The 22,423-nt window shown below is 35.0% G+C and carries 19 protein-coding genes and 1 other annotated feature; of the genes, 13 read left to right on the top strand and 6 right to left on the bottom strand.

The window, feature by feature from the left end; all coding sequences use genetic code 11:
* Together ACSG5Z_RS07220 and ACSG5Z_RS07215 are read left to right on the top strand one after the other, a co-directional pair.
* Complete coding sequence (locus tag ACSG5Z_RS07220; protein ID WP_435711174.1) at positions 1-387, top strand: DUF3887 domain-containing protein; 387 nt, start codon at positions 1-3, stop codon at positions 385-387.
* Between the two features lie 113 nt (positions 388-500).
* Positions 501-812, top strand: coding sequence for a hypothetical protein (locus tag ACSG5Z_RS07215; RefSeq protein WP_087984636.1), 312 nt, complete (start codon positions 501-503; stop codon positions 810-812).
* Between the two features lie 40 nt (positions 813-852).
* Here ACSG5Z_RS07215 and ACSG5Z_RS07210 read toward each other — a convergent pair whose 3' ends face one another.
* Complete coding sequence (locus ACSG5Z_RS07210) at positions 853-1,068, bottom strand: helix-turn-helix domain-containing protein (RefSeq protein ID WP_002084833.1); 216 nt, start codon at positions 1,066-1,068, stop codon at positions 853-855.
* A gap of 10 nt (positions 1,069-1,078) precedes the next feature.
* Positions 1,079-1,561 carry a DUF2975 domain-containing protein gene (locus tag ACSG5Z_RS07205; protein ID WP_000809089.1) on the bottom strand — a complete coding sequence of 161 codons (483 nt, stop codon included), beginning with the start codon at positions 1,559-1,561 and terminating at the stop codon, positions 1,079-1,081.
* Positions 1,562-1,884: 323 nt separating this feature from the next.
* On the opposite strand from ACSG5Z_RS07205, the gene ACSG5Z_RS07200 reads away from it, so the two are divergent.
* From ACSG5Z_RS07200 to ACSG5Z_RS07185, 4 genes are all read left to right on the top strand, one after another.
* Positions 1,885-3,546 carry an alkaline phosphatase gene (locus ACSG5Z_RS07200; RefSeq protein WP_087984638.1) on the top strand — a complete coding sequence of 554 codons (1,662 nt, stop codon included), beginning with the start codon at positions 1,885-1,887 and terminating at the stop codon, positions 3,544-3,546.
* Between the two features lie 257 nt (positions 3,547-3,803).
* Entirely contained in the window at positions 3,804-6,185 is a 2,382-nt protein-coding gene (locus tag ACSG5Z_RS07195; RefSeq protein WP_179192146.1) for an immune inhibitor A domain-containing protein, read from the top strand.
* A gap of 375 nt (positions 6,186-6,560) precedes the next feature.
* Complete coding sequence (gene desA, locus ACSG5Z_RS07190; protein WP_116891975.1) at positions 6,561-7,592, top strand: Delta(5) desaturase DesA; 1,032 nt, start codon at positions 6,561-6,563, stop codon at positions 7,590-7,592.
* 282 nt (positions 7,593-7,874) lie between these two features.
* Positions 7,875-9,062 (top strand): RtcB family protein, encoded by a 1,188-nt coding sequence (locus tag ACSG5Z_RS07185; protein ID WP_097890229.1) that lies wholly within the window; start codon positions 7,875-7,877, stop codon positions 9,060-9,062.
* 196 nt (positions 9,063-9,258) lie between these two features.
* On the opposite strand, the gene ACSG5Z_RS07180 is transcribed toward ACSG5Z_RS07185, so the two are convergent.
* On the bottom strand, positions 9,259-9,606 hold the full coding sequence (locus tag ACSG5Z_RS07180) for a VOC family protein (RefSeq protein WP_000589594.1): 348 nt from the start codon (positions 9,604-9,606) through the stop codon (positions 9,259-9,261).
* Positions 9,607-9,909: 303 nt separating this feature from the next.
* Positions 9,910-11,334, bottom strand: a complete 1,425-nt coding sequence (locus ACSG5Z_RS07175) for an amino acid permease (RefSeq protein ID WP_088063805.1) — start codon at positions 11,332-11,334, stop codon at positions 9,910-9,912.
* Positions 11,335-11,601: 267 nt separating this feature from the next.
* On the opposite strand from ACSG5Z_RS07175, the gene ACSG5Z_RS07170 reads away from it, so the two are divergent.
* Together ACSG5Z_RS07170 and ACSG5Z_RS07165 are read left to right on the top strand one after the other, a co-directional pair.
* On the top strand, positions 11,602-12,351 hold the full coding sequence (locus ACSG5Z_RS07170; RefSeq protein ID WP_087984643.1) for an IclR family transcriptional regulator: 750 nt from the start codon (positions 11,602-11,604) through the stop codon (positions 12,349-12,351).
* A 75-nt stretch (positions 12,352-12,426) separates the two neighbouring features.
* Positions 12,427-14,067, top strand: a complete 1,641-nt coding sequence (locus ACSG5Z_RS07165; protein WP_435711173.1) for a M20/M25/M40 family metallo-hydrolase — start codon at positions 12,427-12,429, stop codon at positions 14,065-14,067.
* Between the two features lie 191 nt (positions 14,068-14,258).
* Here the strand turns inward: ACSG5Z_RS07165 and proC are convergent, their stop codons facing one another.
* Positions 14,259-15,077 (bottom strand): pyrroline-5-carboxylate reductase, encoded by an 819-nt coding sequence (gene proC, locus ACSG5Z_RS07160; RefSeq protein WP_087984645.1) that lies wholly within the window; start codon positions 15,075-15,077, stop codon positions 14,259-14,261.
* A 339-nt stretch (positions 15,078-15,416) separates the two neighbouring features.
* Positions 15,417-15,627, top strand: a binding site (T-box leader).
* Between the two features lie 144 nt (positions 15,628-15,771).
* On the opposite strand from proC, the gene proB reads away from it, so the two are divergent.
* Positions 15,772-16,875, top strand: coding sequence for a glutamate 5-kinase (gene proB, locus ACSG5Z_RS07155; RefSeq protein ID WP_098230644.1), 1,104 nt, complete (start codon positions 15,772-15,774; stop codon positions 16,873-16,875).
* A 31-nt stretch (positions 16,876-16,906) separates the two neighbouring features.
* Positions 16,907-18,154 carry a glutamate-5-semialdehyde dehydrogenase gene (locus ACSG5Z_RS07150; protein WP_087984647.1) on the top strand — a complete coding sequence of 416 codons (1,248 nt, stop codon included), beginning with the start codon at positions 16,907-16,909 and terminating at the stop codon, positions 18,152-18,154.
* 49 nt (positions 18,155-18,203) lie between these two features.
* On the opposite strand, the gene ACSG5Z_RS07145 is transcribed toward ACSG5Z_RS07150, so the two are convergent.
* On the bottom strand, positions 18,204-19,397 hold the full coding sequence (locus tag ACSG5Z_RS07145; protein ID WP_087984648.1) for a NupC/NupG family nucleoside CNT transporter: 1,194 nt from the start codon (positions 19,395-19,397) through the stop codon (positions 18,204-18,206).
* Positions 19,398-19,560: 163 nt separating this feature from the next.
* Between ACSG5Z_RS07145 and ACSG5Z_RS07140 the strand changes: the two genes are divergently transcribed.
* The 3 genes from ACSG5Z_RS07140 (at position 19,561) to hmoA (ending at position 22,299) form a co-directional block, all read left to right on the top strand.
* Entirely contained in the window at positions 19,561-20,604 is a 1,044-nt protein-coding gene (locus ACSG5Z_RS07140; protein ID WP_435711172.1) for an ArsR/SmtB family transcription factor, read from the top strand.
* Between the two features lie 57 nt (positions 20,605-20,661).
* Entirely contained in the window at positions 20,662-21,876 is a 1,215-nt protein-coding gene (locus ACSG5Z_RS07135) for an MFS transporter (RefSeq protein WP_098091319.1), read from the top strand.
* 96 nt (positions 21,877-21,972) lie between these two features.
* Positions 21,973-22,299 carry a heme-degrading monooxygenase HmoA gene (gene hmoA, locus ACSG5Z_RS07130; RefSeq protein WP_000469503.1) on the top strand — a complete coding sequence of 109 codons (327 nt, stop codon included), beginning with the start codon at positions 21,973-21,975 and terminating at the stop codon, positions 22,297-22,299.
* The last annotated feature ends 124 nt before the right edge of the window (positions 22,300-22,423 follow it).

The following is a 22,423-nucleotide window of genomic DNA, read 5'->3' as shown; positions in this document are numbered from 1 at the left end:
ATGAGAAGAATGTTACTTATTATTATAAGTGCTATCGCGGCGTTCGCGCTTGCAGCATGTACCGGTAATAAAGTAGATGAAAGTACGTCAAAAAAGTTTATTCCAAAGGCGGAAGAAATTGTATCATTACTAAATGAGGCGAAGTATAAAGACGTACACGAAAAATTTGATAGTAAAATGAAAGCTGGATTGCCAGAAGAAAAAATGAAAGATCTTACACCTGTAATTGAAAAAGCTGGTACATTCGAAAAAATTGAGAAAAAATCGATTGAAGAAAAAGATGGTTTATATACTGTTATTCTTGTAGCAAAGTATAGTAAAGAACAACGTACCTTTATCGTAACTTATAACGATAAAGAAGAAATAGCTGGGTTAGTAATTAGGTAGAAATGTAATGGCAGATAAAGTGGTTGTGTCCACTTTATCTGTTTATTGTTTTAACTAAATTATGGTTATTCATGCTAATATAAACACATAGCTATAGAGAGGGGTGGATTAGTATGAAAACTGAAATAGTTCCTAAAAGGAAGTACAGTATAATAAGTTATATATCTTTACTCATCGGCATTTTATGTTTTTTGTTCGTTTTTATTACCCCGACAAGGATAGCGAATGCCGGTAATATAGTGGGAGATTATATTACAGTTGCCCTTACAGTTGCAGGAATCATACTTTCTATCATTACGATGACGAAAAAAACAGAGAAGAAGGGTATTGCTATTCTTTCATTAATACTGTCCTTATCCTTCTTTATATTTTGGATTATCGCGATTATTTTAGTTTTGACTGGTCGAGTTAGTTTTGCGCCATAATAGCGAATAAAAAGAGTCCTTCATACGAGAAGGACTCTTTTTATTCGCTGTCTTCCGGTTGATATTCTAAAATATCCCCTGGTTGGCATTCTAACGCTTTACAAATAGCATCTAAAGTTGTAATTCTAATTGCTTTTGCTTTTCCATTTTTTAATATAGAAAGGTTAGCCATTGTAATTCCAACCTTCTCTGAAAGTTCAGTTACACTCATTTTTCTTTTTGCTAACATTACATCAATATTAATTATTATTGCCATGTTATTCACCTCAGACCGTTAAATCATTTTCTGATTTTATATCTATCGCATCTTTTAAAAGTCTTTGGAGAACGGCAGCAAAGACTGCGATAACCATTGAAGCAAAGATAAGGATCATGCCAATTATTATAATACCTGGTGCATCATCTCTCTCTGCTACAAGATAGAAAAGCGGCATACCTACTACATATAATACACTAATTGTAATAGCACATTGTTTTATCTTTTTTAAAGCTCTAACAGATAATTTCGAGAAGGCGTTCCCCTTATCAATGTAGCTTACAAGTTTAAAGGCTTGATATAGAGCAAAATAAAAAGGTATCACCGTTGCATATAGATTGATTAAAACAAGATATTTTATATATGCAATATCCGGGTATAAGTCCGCTGTGTAATTACCAATATTAGGAATTAAAAATATACACAAAGCAAAAACAGGAATACCGATAAGGATAATTGCTGTCTTTAAAAAGAGTGTTGATCCTTGTTTCATATAAAGCACCTCATTTTTAAATTATCATATTAATTTAACATAAATTTTATCGTTTAACAATAAATTCTTATTTATTTCAATCGGATTTTTATTGAGAAACAAATTTTGGTGAAGAGAATGATAAGACGTTTTTATAAAAAAGGTGTGGTCTCTAGTTATTTGAACATAAAAAGCTATGATATGTACCGTTCGTTGCTTTACTAATAAAAGAAAGTAAAGGTAATGATTGTTAGCTTCATGAAAATTGGGGACTAATAAAACATATATAGGTTGTGGAAATCTTTTTGTATATAAATGAATGTGAAACATACGGAGGAACAACAATGTCGAATTTGGGTTTATTGATGAAGAGGTTACTGTTAGTAGGAACAATCACACTAAGTATGTTATGTACGGAAAGCATGATGAATTATCATACGGTGGAAGCTAAGGTGAAACAAGTAGAACGGCAACCGAAAAATGTAATCATAATGGTTATGGACGGAACGAGTTCTTCAGCAACGACATTAGCTCGCTTGTATAAAGGGAAACCACTTGCACTAGATGAAATTGTAACAGGAGGAGTTCGTACTTATTCGGCGGAATCAGCTATAACAGACTCAGCCCCAGCAGCTACAGCTTTAGCGACGGGGAATAAATCGAATTCAGGATATGTAGGTATATTACCTTCTATTGTAAGTTCACCTGGATTAAAATCAATAAAAGAAGAGGACAAGTTACGTCCAGTTGCCAATGTTTTAGAAGGTGCCAAACGCACTGGTCGCGCAACTGGAATAGTTGCTACAGCTGAAATTCAGCATGCTACTCCCGCTGGATTTTCTGCTCACCATATTAACCGTAAGCGTTTTGACGTAATTGCGGAGCAGCAAGTGTATCAAAATATAGATGTCGTATTAGGTGGGGGAAAAGAGGCACTGCTACCTATAAAAAGAAAAGATGGTGAAGATTTAGTAAAGGTGATTCAAGACAAAGGATACGACTTTGTTGAAACGAAAGATGCATTATTGAACTCTAAATCTAAGAAAATTTGGGGCTCTTTCTCACATAATGCTCTTGCGTTTGATATGGATCGTGAAGCAACAAATCCGGAGCAACCAACACTTTCTCAAATGACGGAAAAAGCAATTCAAACACTATCAAAAGATAAAGATGGTTTCTTTTTATTTGTAGAGGGAAGTAAGCCAGACTGGGCAGCTCATGTGAACGATCCAATAGGGATGATTAGTGATGTATTAGCATTTGATAACGCAGTTGCAGAAGCATTGGAATTTGCAAAAAAAGATGGTAATACGATGTTAATAGCTGTAACTGATCATGGTAACAGCGGTATTTCTATTGGGAATGCGAATACGACAAAAGGCTATAATATTACGCCGGTCTCTGCATACATTGGTCCATTAAAAAAATCGAAAATGACACTTGAAGGTGCTACAAATAAACTAAAATCTGATTTATCAAATGTAGAAGATGTAGCTAAATTATACGGTTTGGACAATTTAACTTATGATGAAAAAGAAAGAGTAAAAGCAGCAAAAAAGAAATCGGATGTAGGTCCAATACTTACTACATTATTGGCCAATCATGCGAACATAGGCTTCACAACAGGAGGCCATACAGGTGAGGATGTGTTTTTATATTCTTACGGTCCTCAAAAGCCAACAGGTTTGATCCAAAACACAGACATTGCGAAGACGATGGCGAAAGCAATGGACTTTAACTTAGAAGAAGTAACAAACAAATTATTTGTAGAGAGTGAATTAGCCTTTAAACGAAAAGGTGCAACAGTAACAATAGATAATACTGATGCAGAAAACCCGGTGCTCATAGTAAAACGTAATAATGTAAAAGCTCAATTATTTGTAAATAAAAATATAATTCGTATTAAGAATAAAGAATATGAATTAGGTAGTGTCGTTGTAGAAAGCAATGGCAAGTTCTATATACAAGAAGAAGCAATCCATTTATTCATAAAATATTCTCATTAAAAAAAGCCAATTCCTTAGCTAGTACTTAGGAGTTGGCTTTTTTGTGTAGATGAAATTTCATTCGAAAACAAGAGTAAAGAGAATCACAAATTCTAAAATGGATTTCTTGTAAATTTATTTATCATATGTTTTTCACCCTAAAAAATATTTCTCAACATTTTAGTCTTTTAAAAAGATTGAATATTCGTATTATAACGAATATTATGTTCCTATCGGCAAAAAAAACGATAATTTGCAGACACTGGGGAGGAAATACATTGAAAAAGAAATTAAAACCATTAGCGGTATTAACAACAGCAGCAGTACTAAGTGGTACGTTTGCTTTTGGAGGTCATGCAGCGTATGCTGAGACACCAACATCATCTCTACCAATAGATGAGCACTTAATACCAGAGGAACGTTTGGCAGAAGCGCTGAAACAACGGGGAGTAATTGATCAATCTGCATCACAAGCCGAGACATCAAAGGCTGTCGAAAAATATGTTGAGAAAAAGAAAGGGGAAAACCCTGGAAAAGAAATCTTGACAGGAGATAACCTTACGCAAGAAGCTTCAGATTTTATGAAAAAAGTAAAAGATGCAAAAATGAAGGAGAATGAACAGGCGCAGCAACCAGAAGTAGGACCAGTTGCTGGACAAGATGCAGGATTGAATTCTAGAAAATTAAATGGAAAAGTACCTACTACACCAGCGAAGCAAGCTGAGTACAATGGAACTGTTCGAAAAGATAAAGTACTTGTTTTACTCGTAGAATTTAGCGATTTTAAGCATAATAATATTGATCAAGAACCGGGTTATATGTATTCTAAGGACTTTAATCGTGAACATTATCAAAAAATGTTATTTGGTGATGAGCCATTTACGTTATTTGATGGATCGAAGATTAATACATTTAAGCAATATTATGAAGAACAATCTGGCGGAAGCTACACAGTTGATGGAACTGTAACAGAATGGCTTACTGTTCCAGGAAAAGCGTCAGATTATGGTGCGGATGCGGGTACTGGTCATGATAACAAGGGGCCTTTAGGACCAAAAGATTTTGTGAAAGAAGCATTAAAAGCAGCTGTAGCAAAAGGCATTAATTTAGCTGATTATGATCAATTTGATCAATACGATCAAGATGGTAATGGAAATAAAAACGAGCCAGATGGAATTATTGACCACCTAATGGTTGTACATGCGGGCGTAGGTCAAGAAGCTGGCGGTGGTAAATTGAAAGATGATGCGATTTGGTCCCATCGTTCAAAACTAGGATCAAAGCCATATGCGATTGATGGTACAAAATCTACTGTATCAAACTGGGGCGGAAAGATGGCTGCATATGATTATACAATCGAGCCTGAAGACGGTGCAGTTGGTGTGTTTGCGCATGAGTACGGTCATGATTTAGGCTTACCAGATGAATATGATACAAAGTATTCTGGACAAGGTGAACCTGTTGAATCATGGTCCCTTATGAGCGGCGGTAGCTGGGCTGGAAAAATTGCGGGAACAGAGCCAACAAGTTTCTCACCGCAAAATAAAGAGTTTTTCCAAAAGAATATGAAGGGGAACTGGGCGAATATTGTCGAAGTAGATTATGATAAACTTCGCACGGGAATTGGTACTGCTACATATTTAGATCAAAGTGTTACAAAATCAAAACGACCAGGAATCGTTCGTGTTAACTTGCCAGACAAAGATATAAAAAATATCGAATCAGCATTTGGTAAGAAGTTTTATTACAGCACAAAAGGAAATGACATTCATACAACACTTGAGACACCAGTATTTGACTTAACGACTGCAACGGATGCTAAATTTGATTATAAGGCATTTTATGAATTGGAAGCGAAGTATGATTTCCTTGACGTAAATGCGATTGCAGAAGATGGAACGAAGACACGTATTGATAGAATGGGCGAAAAAGATGTAAAAGGCGGCGTAGATACAACAGATGGTAAGTGGGTTGATAAATCATACGATTTAAGCCAATTTAAAGGAAAGAAAGTAAAACTACAATTTGAGTATGTAACAGATATTGCAGTAGCTTATAAAGGATTTGCGTTAGACAATGCAGCATTAACTGTAGATGGAAAAGTTGTTTTCTCTGATGATGCAGAAGGCCAGCCAGCAATGACACTAAAAGGATTTACTGTGTCTAACGGATTTGAACAGAAAAAACATAACTACTATATCGAGTGGCGAAATTACGCTGGGTCTGACACGGCGCTACAACATGCACGTGGTCCAGTATTTAATACAGGAATGGTTGTATGGTATGCGGATCAAAGCTTTACAGATAACTGGGTAGGCGTTCATCCAGGCGAAGGATTCCTTGGGGTAGTAGATTCTCATCCAGAGGCAATCGTAGGAACATTAAATGGACAACCAACTGTGAAGAGCAGTACGCGTTATCAAATTGCCGATGCGGCATTCTCATTTGATCAAACACCAGCATGGAAAGTAAATTCGCCAACCCGCGGTATTTTTGATTATAAAGGATTACCAGGCGTTGCGAAATTTGATGATTCTAAGCAATACATCAACAGTGTTATTCCAGATGCCGGACGTAAGTTGCCGAAACTTGGATTGAAGTTTGAAGTAGTAGGTCAAGCTGAGGACAAGTCTGCAGGTGCAGTTTGGATCCATCGCTAAAATAAAATGAAAAAGAGCTGCCATAAGTCGGTGAAACCTGACTTATGGCAGCTCTTTTCTTCTTGTGAGAAAAAACTGTTACATAAATACAAATCGAAAAAAATTACCATTTAAAGAAATGAAAAGATGTGCAGAAGTGAAAAAGTCCTCTGCTTTTATATATATTTATTGGAAAAAATAGATGTTTCTTTTATAATTGAAATGCTCCATCAGTCCGATTATATAAGTTTTTTTGACCGTAAGTAATTTGTAAGTAATGAGTAAGAAAAAAGAGATTTTTATATTATATAATATTTATTACAGCTACTTTTAACACCTGATACTAATAGTATGCTATAATGTGAATTAGCAACATAAAGGAAAGGAATTAGACCAATGACATTAGAAAATACTAAAAATTTAAAAAAACAAGTTGCTCCGTATGAAAAATCAACGATTAAAAAAAGTGTGTGGCAACTTATTAACACAATTGTGCCGTTCATTATTTTATGGTACCTTGCTTATAAAAGTTTGTCCGTTTCTTATTGGTTATCGTTAGTTCCATCTCTGTTAGCCGCTGGTTTTATGACACGGATTTTCATTATTTTTCATGATTGTACCCATTATTCATTCTTTAAAAGTCGACCTGCAAATAGAATCGTAGGGACATGTATGGGTGTGTTAACTTTATTCCCGTTTGATCAATGGGGACATGAGCATTCTATTCATCACGCTACAAGTGGTAATTTGGATAAGAGAGGTACAGGAGATATTTGGACGCTTACAGTGGATGAATATTTAGCTGCGCCATTTAGACTGCGTTTAGCATATCGCTTATATCGCAATCCATTCGTTATGTTTGGATTAGGTCCGATTTATGTTTTCTTACTTAAAAATAGATTTAACCGAAAAGGTGCTAGACAGAAAGAACGTATGAATACGTATTTGACGAATATTATAATCGTTGCTTTAATAGCTATACTTTGCTGGGCAATTGGGTGGCAATCGTTTCTGTTAGTGCATGGCACTATATTCTTAATAGCAGGTTCAGTAGGAATTTGGCTGTTTTACGTACAGCACACATTCGAAGATTCTTATTTTGAAGAGGATAAAGATTGGGAATATGTGAAAGCGGCAGTGGAAGGAAGTTCATTTTATAAACTTCCAAAAATCTTGCAATTTCTAACTGGTAATATTGGATTCCATCATGTTCACCATTTAAGTCCAAGAGTACCTAACTATAAACTAGAAGAGGCACACAATAATACGCTTCCGTTAAAAAATGTACCAACGATTACACTTGCTACAAGCTTACGATCACTCCGTTTTCGTCTTTGGGATGAGAAAAGTAACAATTTTGTTACCTTTAAAGAATTCAAAAAAATAATTAAAAACAATGTTTCTGTTCGAGTGAAATCTGAACTATAATTTCATCGTATATAAAAAACTCTCCTTAATCATTTTCGATTTAAGGGGAGTTTTTGTTTAATTATTATATGATCGATATTGAGGAGGAGGAATGCTTATGTGTAGGTATAAATATAAAGAGACAGTAATTATATTATGTAAACAAAATAAATCATTATAATTTTTTATTATAGTGAAGGATATAGTACATATATAATGGAAAGCAGAAGGTGGATGATAGTAATTATAAGAACACATACAACGTAATAAAATAATTCTTTCAAAAGGAAGGGGACATGAAAGATGTTGAAATTACAAGGAAAATACAATGAAGCAAAAGTATTTACGAATAACGTTGATGAGACTGCAACTGGGCAGATTATTGATCTTTGTAACCAAGAATTTGTAAAGGATAGTCAAATTCGTATTATGCCAGATACACATGCAGGAGCAGGTTGCACGATTGGGACAACGATGACAATACAAGATAAAATTGTTCCTAATCTTGCAGGGGTAGACATTGGTTGTGGTATGGAAGTTGTTATGATTGATAAGAAAAAAGAAGAAATTAATTTCGATTACTTAGACGAAACGATTCGTAAATTTGTTCCAAGTGGTTTTCGTATCCGAGATAAAGAACATCGATTCTCAAAAATGATTGATTTTGATGGTGTGAAGGCCCCATATACATTACAACGAGCTCAAAAAAGTATAGGTACTCTTGGAGGAGGAAATCATTTCATTGAATTAAATGAAGATGATAAAGGAAATGTATATATTGTCATTCATAGTGGTTCTCGTAATTTAGGTAAACAAATAGCAGAGTATTACCAGAACTTCGCGTATGAACAACTAATTCATGTTACATCAATGAAGGATGAGATTATTAAGAGATTAACTAAAGAGGGGAGAGAAAAAGAAATACAAGAGACTTTACGTGGAATTAAGAAGCCACAGATTCGTAAAGAACTAGCTTATTTAGAAGGAAAAGAATTCAAAGATTATATGAATGACATGAATATTGCCCAAAAGTATGCTGAGTTCAATCGTAAAGCAATGATTGATGAAATTGTCACTAAAATGGATTGGAAAGTAACTGATCAATTTACTACAATACATAACTATATTGACATGGAAAATATGATTCTACGAAAAGGTGCTATTTCAGCTCAGAAAGATGAACGAGTAATTATTCCAATTAACATGAGAGATGGTTCAATTATTGCATTTGGTAAAGGTAATCCAGACTGGAACTTTTCTGGTCCGCATGGGGCAGGACGTATCATGAGTCGTAAGAAGGCTAAAGAATTATTGAGTCTAGAGGACTTCCAAAATACGATGAAAGAGGTTTGGACTACATCGGTAGTAGAGAGCACAATTGATGAGGCACCAATGGTATACAAGCCAATGGATGAAATTATAGAAAATACAAAAGAAACAATAGATATAAAGCACATTATTAAGCCATTATATAATTTTAAAGCGAATTAGAAGGGATAAATAAGCAGCCAGAAAAAACTATTTTTCGTATCTTTTGTTCGAAAACAATCTAATCAAGGGAAGTAGTTCCATTTTATTGCGATGGGATAGAAGAAGTCGATTTCCTGTGGAGTTAAGGAATCGACTTTTTTATTTATTTTGTTGAATGAAAGCAACCTTTAGCTTAATAGCAAAGGATTATAACCGTCTATTTCTCCCAAAGCTCAATTAGACGACCTTCAGGATCTTTAATCCAAATAAACTTTCCGAACTCACTAATTTCTTCTTTCTTTTCAAGAGGTACACCAATATGTTCAAGATGCTGAATAGTCTCATTTAAATTATGTACTTCAAAATTTAACATCACTTGCTGTTCTATTGGAAAATAATTATCATTTTCGGTAAAGAAAGAAAAAATAGTCTCATTTCCTAATTGGGGTTTAATCACAGTCCCATTCCAATCTTCTATTTCAATTTTCAACACTTCACTGTACCATTTTTTTATAACATCAAGATTGTTAGTTCTCCAAAATATTCCCCCGAAACCTTTTATCATTGTAGATAACTCCTGTCTTTTTTAAAATTTTTAAGCAATATATATTCAATATATCAAAACAGTAATAGTAAGGAAAATCAATAACGTATAAAAAGTGAAAAATTCCAATTACTAGTATTGTAGTATTTACCACATTATAGAAATTGGTATCACTTTTCAAAGAACTTGCAATCCAAGTAAAGGTATATAGCAATACTGACTCGTATGGGGTAATGAATGAAAAGGGAATAGAACAAATGACAATGATAAAAGACCGCATATGAAATGAAAGCCATGTGCGGTCTTTTATATATAAGTATAGTATTACATAGTCTCGCTAATTTTACTTTCACTATGAGTGTTAGTAGCAATTCTTTTCTTAACTTTAAAGTGATAGTAGGTATAGCAAAAAACGATAAACGGTACAGTGCAATAGATTCCAAGTCGTTGTTCTGGGATAAAAATAAGACTGATTAATATAATGCCATACAATCCAAAACCAAGAATTGGTACAAGTGGATAAAGTGGAGTTTTAAATTTTAAGTCTTCTAATTTTCCACCGTCTGCTAAATAATGTTTACGGAAAAAGAATTGAGAGACACAAATTGACATCCAAACAATGATTGTAATGACGCCAGAAATGGAAATTAACCATAAGTAAACTGTTTCAGCAGCTACAACGCTTGTTAAAAGAGAAAAAGCAGAAATAGAAATTGTCAAAATTAAAGCGTTTAAAGGTATTCCTCGTGAAGATAATTTTTTTAAAAAGGCCGGAGCCATTTCATTTTTGGATAATGACCAAAGCATGCGAGTTGCGGCGTACAGTCCAGAGTTTGCGACAGAAAGAACAGCAGTAAGAATAACAAAATTCATAATATCAGCTGCATATGGAATACCGATATTATCAAATACAGCAACGAATGGGCTCTTTGTTAATCCTGCTTCTTCCCAAGGAATTAAAGCAACAAGAACAAAGATTGCTAAGACGAAGAAAAACATCGTGCGCCATATAATATTTCTAATAGAACGAGGTAAAGTTTTTGCTGGATCTTCACTTTCACCTGCTGCGATTCCGACAAGTTCTGTACCTTGGAAGGAATAATTGACTGTAACCATTGTTAATAGAATAGCTGCAAGTCCATTTGGGAATAAACCGCCATGATTTACGAAATTTGATAATAATGGGGCTGGTTCGTCGCCTTTTAAGTCAATAAAACCGAACATAGCGGCACCGCCAAGGATAATAAAAGCTATAATGGCAGATACTTTTATACTTGAAAACCAAAATTCTGTTTCTGCATAACTACGAGCAGATAATGCGTTAATAGTGAAGATAGTAACGCCAAATATTAAACACCAAACCCAAACAGGAATATCAGGAAACCAGCGCTGCATTGTAATGCCGGCAGTTGTAAATTCAAGACCGGTCGTATTCGCCCAGCTTAACCAATACAACCATCCGATTGTAAAGCCAGTTGCAGGATTGATGAACTTAGTTGCATATTCCTGAAAAGAACCTGAAACAGGCATGGCTACAGCAAGTTCACCAAGACAAAGCATAACGAAATACATTAATAATCCACCAGCCATAAAGGCAAGTACGGATCCACCAGGTCCAGCTTGACTTATAATAAAACCAGATCCGTTAAATAATCCCGTTCCAATCACACCACCGAGTGCAATCATGAATAAGTGTCTACTTTTCATCGTACGTTTTAATTCATTGTTTGTATTACTTACTTGCGTCATTGTTTTCCTCACTTTCGTAGTTGATAGAATGAAGTTTGATGTTTTTCCGTATTGTGGAATGCATTCCGTGATGTGAAATCTTGTTATAATTTTCAGATAATTAAAAAGAAAAGTCAATATTTTTTTGTTCGCGCTTACAAATTGTTATCAGTGGCATGTTTTTATTTTTAGAAAATTAAATAAATAGATTGATTTCATTTTAAATTTTTGTTAAATTGATAGGTAATTGAGCGTACTAACATATTACAATTCAAGTTGAGGTGAGTTATGGTGCAGTCCATTGATCGAGCGATAAGTATTATAAAGTTGTTAAATTCTACTAATAAAAAAGAGTATTGGGCAATTTCTGATATAGCGGACAGAACACATCTCCCAGTTAGTACAGTACATAGATTACTTAACTCTTTAATCGAGCATGGGTTAGTTACGCAAATTTCAGAAACGAAACAGTACAAAATTGGGCCAATGTGGATGGAAATAGGATTACGTCAATTGGAGAAGGTAGACTACAGATCAGTTGCAAGAGAAGTGATGAAGCGGTTAGCCTCTGAAGTGGAAGAAAGTGTTTATTTGAACATTCCAAATGGAACACATTCTATTATCATTGAAAGAATGGATAGCCCTTTAAAAATTCGAGTTATTGATAACTTAGGGGAACAAATTCCACTTTCAATTGGTGCCGCAAATAAAACGATGCTTGCCAATATGAAAACGAATGAAATGGAACATATTGTAGAACATTTACTTTCTTCATTACCAGAACAAAAGCACATTCTTTTAGATCAAATAAAGCAAATAAAAACTGAAGGATATGCGGTAAGTTATGGTGAAAAAACAGAAGGGACAGCTTCAGTAGCTGCACCTATTATCGGATTTAATCATAAAGTAGTAGGAGCATTAAGTGTTGGGTTAATTAGTCACCGCATTAATGATGATCGACTATCTTTTCTGATTAGTAAGGTAAAACAAGCAGCTCATGAAATATCAATAAAAATCGGCAGTACATCAGAACTATAATTTTGATAACTGTCGTCATTTTTTATTCATATACTGGAATTCATTTTCATAATGCGGAAAAATAGGGGGATTTATATGTCAAAGTGGCAATCAAAAGAACAATTGATTCAATTATTAAGCAGTCTTGTTGAAATTCCTAGTATTACAGGTACAGAAGCTGAAGTGATATTGCCAGACTTTGTTGTGGAACAATTATCTGATTTACAGTACTTCAAAGAAAACCCACATCATTTGCAAAAAAATCCGACGGGGGACGGACGATATTTTGTTACAGCCCTAGTGAAGAAAAGCGATAGTACAAAAAATACCGTAATTTTAGTTAGTCACTTTGATGTTGTAGATGTGCAAGATTACGGAGTTTGGAAAGAAGATGCATTTAATCCTGAAAAGTTAACATCTATGTTTTATTCTCATAAAGATGAATTACCAGACCATGTGCGTGAAGATATAGAACAAGGAGATTGGCTGTTTGGCAGAGGAACAATGGATATGAAATGCGGCCTCACATTACAAATGGCAATGATTGAGCAAGCCTGTGAAGGAAGATTTGATGGGAATGTTCTTTTATTAGCTGTTCCAGATGAAGAAGTAAACTCTGTAGGGATGAGGGCTGCTGTTCCAAGACTACTAGAGTTAGCAAGAGAACATAACTTGGATTATAAAACGGTATTAAATTCAGAGCCTATGTTTTCACGACATCCTGGTGACCAAAATAAGTATATTTATACTGGTTCTATTGGTAAAGTGTTACCTGGATTTCTTTGCTATGGTAAAGAAACACATGTGGGTGAACCATTTGCAGGCTTAAATGGGAGTTATATGGCTGCTTTATTAACTGCTGAATTAGAATTGAATACGGACCTTTGTGATGTTGTAGAAGGAGAAGCGAGTCCTCCCCCAACTAACTTACTTCAACGTGATTTAAAGGAGGATTATTCTGTACAAATTCCGCATCGTGCAGTCACATTATTCAATTTGTTTTTACTGGAAAAAACGATGACAGCCGTCGTTTCAATGTTACGTCAAAAAGTAACGAAAGTAGCAGAAAAAATAGAAGAATCATACGAGAAGCAAGCGTATCGTTTTTCTAAATATAATCCGTTTATACTGCCTAATATGAAAGTAAATGTATTAACGTATGAAGAGCTTATCGCTTATGCAATTGAACAACATGGGCAAGAGAAAATAGATGATATTCAATCTAGTATAATAAAAAATAGAGAAGATCAAGATGATCGTGCGGTAACAATTGATTTAGTAGATAAACTATCTATTTTATGTAAAGAAAAGGCGCCGATGATTGTACTTTTCTTTGCTCCACCATATTATCCAGCTGTAAGTTCACGCAACAATCCGTTAATTAAAGATGTAGTTGCAGAAATGGAAAAGTATGCTCACTACAATCATAACATTACATTTGAAAACCAAAACTATTTTGGGGGAATTTCAGATTTGAGCTATGTGGGCTTACAGAATCCACTACATTCAATGAGTTCACTTGTAGACAATATGCCATTATGGGATAAAGGTTATTCGATTCCACTTCAGGATCTAGAAGAGTTTGACGTTCCGGTATTAAATATGGGGCCGGTAGGAAAAGATGCACATCAATGGACAGAACGTTTAGATGTAAATTACGCATTTGAAACGCTATTAGATATGTTACCGAAATGCATTGAAAAATTATTAGTTTCTAATAAAATTACACAACCATAGTAGGGAATAAGGAAGGGATAAAACTAAAATCTCAAAAGAAGATCTAAATAAAATTATCTCAATATAACCAAAAGAACGGACAAACTCAAGTATCTATGAGTTTGTCCGTTTATCATTTAGTGCAAGCGAGAGAGTATGTAATCCACCATTTTCTAACTAAATTCATAGCTAACGTGATCTCTTTTATAGTTTTACTTTTTCGTTTGCCCAGATAGTTCAACAGACTTTTGTGTACAGCGCTGCATTGCTGAAATAATTGCAGTTCGTAATCCTTTTTCCTCTAGTGTTGCTACAGCTTCTATCGTTGTTCCGCCAGGAGAACAAACCATATCTTTCAATTCACCTGGATGTATGCCTGTTTCTAGTACCATTTTTGCAGAACCTAACACAGCTTGAGCAGCGAATTTATATGCTTGATTTCTAGGCATACCATCTAATACAGCTGCATCTGCCATCGCTTCTATAATCATATATACGTATGCTGGCGACGAACCACTTACAGATGTTACAACGTTCATTAATTTTTCGCTTACGATCTCTGTTTGACCAAAGCTATTGAAAATGTTTAGCACATCTTCTAAATCTTTTTCTGTCACCATTTCATTAGGGCATAATGCAGACATTCCTTCTCCAACAAGAGCAGGAGTGTTAGGCATTACTCTTACAACCTTTAATTTTTTAGCAAAAGCTTCTTCAGTACTTTTAATGCTTTTCCCGGCAGCGATCGTTACGATGATAACATCGTTTTTGATTACTTCTTTTATTTCGTTAATGATTGATGTGTATAGGTCTGGTTTAATTGATAAAATTAAAATATCAGCATTTTTAGCTACTTCATTGTTGTCAGTAGTTGTAGTTAGCCCATATTTTTCACTAGCATTTTTTAAATTCGTAGTGTTTAAATCCGAACAAATAATATTATTTGCAGACACTATCTTTTTGTGTAGCATCCCACCAATCATAGCCATTCCCATATTTCCGCAACCGATGAATCCAATTTGTTTATCCATAATAACTCAATCTTGCTCCTTTTATAATAAATTATATCATTTTGAAATTGCTATCTTAAAATAACAATAACAACTTTATGTAATATAAAGAAACATTCTAAGAGAATATATTCCTTTTTGCAACACCAAAAGATAAAAATCAATTATATTCGACATTATGTAAATATATACACTTTAATTTTAGGTTTTATGTTGATGAATATGAGTTAAACTTATATCGATTTGTATTTTCATTCAGTACGGTAATAATTTCATACAAGTAACTTGCCGCTCTATTTATTTTTAAAAATACTTCTTGACACCAAATCAAATTATATCGCATAATATAAAAAATTAAACCGAAAATCGTTGAAGGGAAATAGTACATATGTCTTCTTGCGAAAGAGAGTGGAATTCACCGGCTGAAAGATTCCTCGTATAGAATATATCGAACCTATCCCTGAGTCTTAAATGAAAGTTTAGGCGTTCGCCTGCGTTATAGGCGCCAAGTGGATATCTATGTATATCAATTAAGGTGGTACCGCGGAACAATGACCGTTTCGTCCTTTTTATTTTATTAAGGGCGAAGCGGTCATTTTTATTTTGCTCTTAAATAGGCTAGGTGCAGCATTGAAAAGAATAGAATCGCTGCAAGCCGAATGAATAAAAGTGTAATGTATAAAAAACTTTGATTTTAGACTTGGGGGATACAAAAGTGAAAAAACAACGAATTGTTGTAAAGATTGGGAGCAGCTCTTTGGCAGATAGTCACGGAGGCATTTCTAAAGAACAACTGTCAGATCACGTTGCCGCATTGGCTCGATTGAAAGAGGAAGGGCATGAAGTGTTGTTAATTACATCTGGGGCCGTCGCTGCAGGTTTTTCAGCACTAGGGTATCCTAGTAGACCTGTGACAATTAAAGGAAAACAGGCTGCTGCGGCTGTCGGACAAAGCTTGTTAATGCAGGCGTACACGGAGGAATTCCGTAAATATGGTATTGTAACTGCGCAATTATTGCTGACGAGAAGTGACTTTTCTAGAAAAGAACAATATAGTAACGCTTACGCTACTTTAGGAGAGTTATTAAACCGTTCTGCTCTTCCAATCATTAATGAAAATGATTCCATCTCTTTAGAGGAGCTCACGTTCGGTGATAATGATATGCTGTCAGCTTTAGTAAGCGGACTTGTTTCAGCTGATATGCTTATGATTTTTACAGATGTGAACGGTCTATATGACAAAAATCCTCAGAAAAATGCGGATGCGAAAAAATATTATTTCCTTCCTGAAGTTACGGAAGAAATCGCTTCTCTTGCAGGAGATGCTGGTTCAAAACTTGGAACTGGCGGTATGAAATCAAAAATTGATGCTGCGAAGACAGCACTTTCTCTTGGCGTGAGTGTATTTATCGGAACAGGACGTGGACAAGAGAAATTTGTAGATGTTTTGAAGGGCAAAGGTGATGGAACGTATGTCGGAAATGCTCCTCAAAAAGAAATGAAAGTGAATAAGCAATGGATTGCCTTGCATTCGCTTGTTAGTGGACAAATTGAAGTAGACGCTGGAGCAGCTACTGCTATCATTCAGCATGGTAAGAGTCTTCTTCCTGCTGGCGTTACAAATGTTTCAGGATTTTTCCAAGTTGGCGATGTCGTAGAAGTAATGACAAAGCAAGGGCGCGTAATTGGAAAAGGACAATGCACATATAGCGCAGAGGAATTAAGAGAGATAAAAGGTATGCAAAGTCAACATATTCAAGCAAGAGGCGAAAGGCATAATTATGAAGTCATTCATAGAGATTATTGGGTGTCACTTTAAGAATAGTGATGTTAAAAAGGAGGAAATGAAGATGAATGAAGTGTTGGCAAAGGGAAAAAAAGCGAAAGAAATTGCTAGAGAACTTGTACTAAAATCTACAAGTCAAAAAAACGAAGCACTTGCTGCTATTGCTGAAAGGCTAATAGTAGAAACAGCTTATATTGTAGAGGAAAACAAACGTGATATCGAAGAAGGTAAGGCAAAAGGATTTTCTGATTCACTCCTTGATCGACTTATGCTAACTGAACAACGAATTGTTGATATGGCAGAGGGAATTAAGCAGTTAATCGAATTACGTGATCCAGTTGGAGAACGTGTAAGTGAATGGAAGCGACCAAATGGACTATCTATTCAGGAGATGCGTGTACCACTTGGTGTTGTTGGGATGATTTATGAGGCAAGACCAAATGTAACAGTAGATGCTGCTACAATTTGTTTGAAGACAGGAAATGCAGTTATATTACGTGGTAGCTCTTCTGCTATCAATTCTAACAAAGCCATCGTTACCGTTATTCATCGAGCACTCAAAGAAACAAGCTTGCCTCCAGAAAGTGTACAGCTTATAGAAGATACAACGCGAGATAGCGCAAAACAGTTGTTTACAATGAATGATTACTTAGACGTTCTTATTCCAAGAGGAGGCAAACAATTAATTGATACTGTAGTGAGAGAAGCGTCTGTTCCGGTACTTGAAACAGGTGCAGGAAATTGTCATATTTTCATTGATGAAACAGCGAATAAGCAAATGGCAATTGATATTATTATTAATGCAAAAACGCAGCGTCCATCTGTATGTAATGCAATTGAAACGATTATACTTCATGAGAAGTGGGTGCAGCAATATGGTAAAGAGCTGTTTTCTGCTTTAAAGGAAAGAGGCGTGGAACTACGTGGTGATCAAAAAGCATTGGCAATTGATTCTTCAATTGTACTTGCTTCAGAAGAAGACTGGGAGACAGAATTTTTATCTCTCACACTGGCAGTTAAAGTAGTTTCTTCTATAGAAGAAGCGATTTATCACATAAATACGTATGGATCTATGCATTCTGAAGCAATTATTACAGAGGACGAGGAAAACGTCAATAAGTTCTTCACATCTGTTGATGCGGCGGCACTTTATCATAATGCATCCACCCGTTTTACTGATGGATCTGAATTCGGATTTGGAGCAGAAATTGGCATCAGTACACAAAAGCTACATGTAAGGGGACCGATGGGACTTCCTGCATTGACTTCTACAAAATATGTGATTCGTGGAAATGGTCAGATTCGAAAATAATAATAAAAGACACTCAATTCGATTGGGTGTCTTTTATTTTAAAGATTATTTACCATACAAATAGTCCAACGAGCATAGCGCTTAATAAGGAAACTGCCATCCCGCTAACGAGAAGCTTCCAAACATTTTTACCGATTATGGCTGATTTTTCTCCGCCAAATAATGAATTGTAAGTTCCGTAAATCATACCTACTGTACTAAAGTTAGCAAAAGAAGCTAGAAATGTAGTTGCAACTGCAACTGTATGTGGTTGTAAAGACTTTAGGTTTGATTTTAAATCCATCATTGCAACAAATTCATTCGTCGTTATTTTGATCCCCATTAATTCAGCTACATACATCGCATCACTGCCCGATAAACCGAGTAAAAAAGCAAAAGGGCTAAAGATAATGGAGAAGATTTTTTGAATTGTTAAACCTGTGACGAAAAAGCCTAAAATTCCATTTAAACATGCAGTTAATGCCACATAACCAATTACCATAGCTAAAATAACGATAACCATATTCATCCCGACTAACATACTGTTTGAAATAGTAGAAAAGAAATCCTTTTTTTCATCTTTTGCAGGTGTATATACGACATCTTCTTCTTTTGAAACTTCCACAGGATTTAATACATTGGCTAAAATTAATGCGTTAATACAGTTTAAAGGGATTGCACTGAAAATATATGTTGCCGGAACCATTGATAAATAAGCGCCAAGAATGGATCCGCTAACGCTACTCATGCTCATAATTCCAAAAGTTAATAAACGATTTTCTTTTAAAACGGATAATTGATCACGGACAACCGCAAGTGCTTCAGTGTTTCCTAAAAACATCATTTGAATCGAAAAGAAACTTTCTAACTTTGGTAAACGAGAAATTTTTGAAATAACTGCACCTACTTTATCAATAATCCAAGTTAAGATTCCGAAGTACGAAAGAATATCAAAGAACGTGATAACGAAAATGATAGGAAGTAATGCACTAAAGAAGAAATCAACGGTTTGATTTTCCATAGCGGAAGGAAAGGCAAACCGAATACCTTCATTCGCGCATGATAGTAACCAACTGAAAAATGAAGCAATTTTATTAATGATAATACTGCCAAGCTTCGTGCCTAACATAAACCATGTAATAAAGAGCTCCAATATGATTAGAATAACGATTGGTCTCCATTTTATTTGTTTTTTATTAGGCGAAAATAGGAAAACGAATAAGATAACAATGAAAATCCCTAACATATTCAATATGAAATGCATGTCAACAACTCCTTGAAAGTTATTATTTGTATATAAAAAAGCTCCTATTCTTCTTAATTTAGAATGAATGTATTTCAACTCATATTTTATAAATTCTAAAAATATAGAAGGATAAATTCGACGAAAATAGAATTAGATATATAGCAAACAGGGAGGGGATAAAATGGAGGTCTATCACATAACGAGTAGAAAGAGGGAAACTTACCATGTTCAAGTGAAGTATTCGATACTTTTCGAATGCGCACTTGGCATTGCGGCAATCACTCATAAAAGGTTAATCGATACCCTTGAAAAGAGTCAAAATGAATGGGAAGAAATTAAGGAATCATTAACAGAAGAAATGAGAGAGCACTTACAGTTTGTAGAAGAACATAATACGTGGAAAGCGTTACTTCAGTTGTTGTATAAAGAGGATTTTCAGGACTTAGCACAGTTTTATGCTAAAATCGATTCGCTTTCAGAAGTAGATTTGAAATATATATGCTTACCGTTTTTAGGCGAGAAGTATGAAAAGAAAAGACATTTAGCAGCAAGTGGGGACGTAACTGCAATATATGAACTAATGGAACTGACGCAGGATCATCAGTTTTTCTCCGCGTATATTCGTTTTATATGTAATATCGATGTGCAAAAACTAAAGGATCATTTAGTAGCCGTTATGACAGGTTGGTATGAGAGTGTTATTCAGAAAGAGGAGGAGAAAATACTTTCTATATTACAAAGAGACTATGAAGCGAAAAATGAGATGAATAAAAAGATGAAACCGGAAGAGTTCGTCGAGTGGGCGACTGGCGGTGTGAACTATATGCCAGAACCAAGTGTTCATAATGTACTTCTTATCCCGCAAATGACGTACAGACCGTGGAATATTGAGGCGGATATTGAAGATACGAAAGTATTTCATTACCCAGTCGCAAATGAAAGCATCCACCCTGAAAATCTATATGAACCGAATTATTTTTTAGTTCAAAAACATAAGGCACTTGGGGATGAAGCGAGATTACGCATTGTAAAAATTTTGTTCGAAAAAGAACGAACATTGCAGGAAATTACAGAAAGACTGCAACTCGGTAAATCGACTGTACACCATCATTTGAAATTGTTACGTGCAGCGAAGTTAGTTGATATACATGACGGGAAATATGTATTAAGAAAGAAAGCAGTTCAGTCATTAGCGAAAGAATTAGATGCGTTTTTAAATAGATAATATGCAACTAGAATGCACATAGAGGGAGGAATCTAGTAGAAAAGTTGGTGTGTGAAATTGAAAAATGTATTGAAAAACCGTTCATTCTTTTATATGTGGATTGGCAGTGCAATTTCAGAGTTAGGCGGGGCTTTCGGAACGTTATGTAATTCAATTCTTGTTTACGAATTAACAGGATCAAAAACAGCATTAAGTAGTATGTGGCTACTATACTTTATCCCATCTCTTATACTACAACTAATAAGTGGCCCATTTATTGATAAATGGAGCCGGAAGTGGATTATGATTTTTTCGCAATGGATGCGGGCTTCGGTTTTCTTACTGCCGTTAGTCATGTTACTTACTAACAGTATAGAAGTATGGCATGTGTATGTCGTACAAATAATAATCGGGCTTATTACGCCGCTGTATACACCTGCAAGTCAAGCCATTACACCGAGTATTGTAAGTAAAGAACAGCTTCAAGACGCAAATGCGTATATTGATGGGATGGCTCGACTTATGATGTTTCTTGGACCAATATTAGGCGGAGTAGCTATTCATTTGATTGGAGTAGAACTTACACTATCTTTCGTATGTATTTGTCTATTTGTTAGCGGCGCTTTTTTACTTTATATAAAAGAAAAGAGAACAAAACAATCTATTCGGAAAACGTGGTTAGAACAGTTTCTTCACGGTTTTACATATTTTTTCACAAAACCAGTTATCGTTTGGCTCGGTATTTTTCTTACTTTCGTGCAATTTGGAGTTGGGGTTACGCTAGTTACAAATCTTCCTTATATAAAAGACGAGCTGTCAGCCGGGTATGCAGAGTTTGGTTATTTTATGGCCGGATTCCCATTTGGCTATGTAGTTGGATCTATACTAGTTGGAAAAGTAACATATAAAAGCCGGCGTATACTTATGCTTGGTGGATTGTTTATAGGAGGACTCACATATATTTCTCTAGCGTTCAATCACAGTATAGTAATTGCAGTGTTCATTGAAGTTGTTGCAGGCATTTGCATTGCCTTTTTCAATGTTCATAACACGACAATATGCCAACAAACAGTACCGAACAATATGATAGGACAAGTATTTTCAGTGCGTTTATTTTTCATACGATCTGCTATGCCGTTAGGTGTGTTATTAGGAGGCATACTAAGTGAAATCTGGGGAATAAGAGCACTATACTTTATTATCGGTGCGATTATATGTATTACTTCTTTAATAGGATTATTACTTCCGTATTTCAAATTTTTAGATGAGGCGATAGAAAAGAAATCAGCATAATTCAAAAAATTAAAACTTTACAATTGAAAATAATTATCATAATCAATTATAATAGAAGAATAGTAGTATTCGTATTACAAAGAGGGAGTGGGATATATGTTTATCGAAACGAAAACATTTACAGTAAAAGAAGGTACATCAAATATAGTTGTAGAACGTTTCACTGGAGAAGGTATAATTGAAAAATTTGAAGGCTTTATCGACTTGAGTGTTCTTGTGAAAAAAGTAAGACGCGGAGATGAAGAAGTTGTCGTTATGATTCGTTGGGAATCTGAAGAAGCATGGAAAAACTGGGAAACAAGTGAAGAACATTTAGCAGGGCATAGAGCGAGTCGTGGTAAACCAAAACCAGATCATATCATTAACGTTGATCACGCAGTTTATTATGTAAAATCATCGAAAGCGGCTTATCAACAGTCGTAATATATATGTAAAGGTAGAGGATATTTGTTAACAAATATCCTCTTTTTTTGACTTATAGTAAAATATGGATGTGATATATGTTTTATTGTTTCGTTATAAATGGAGGTAAATGAAGTGAAAAAAA

This window comes from Bacillus pretiosus (genome assembly GCF_051294775.1).
Lineage (GTDB): Bacteria > Bacillota > Bacilli > Bacillales > Bacillaceae_G > Bacillus_A > Bacillus_A wiedmannii.
This window is presented reverse-complemented; position numbering and strand designations above follow the sequence as displayed.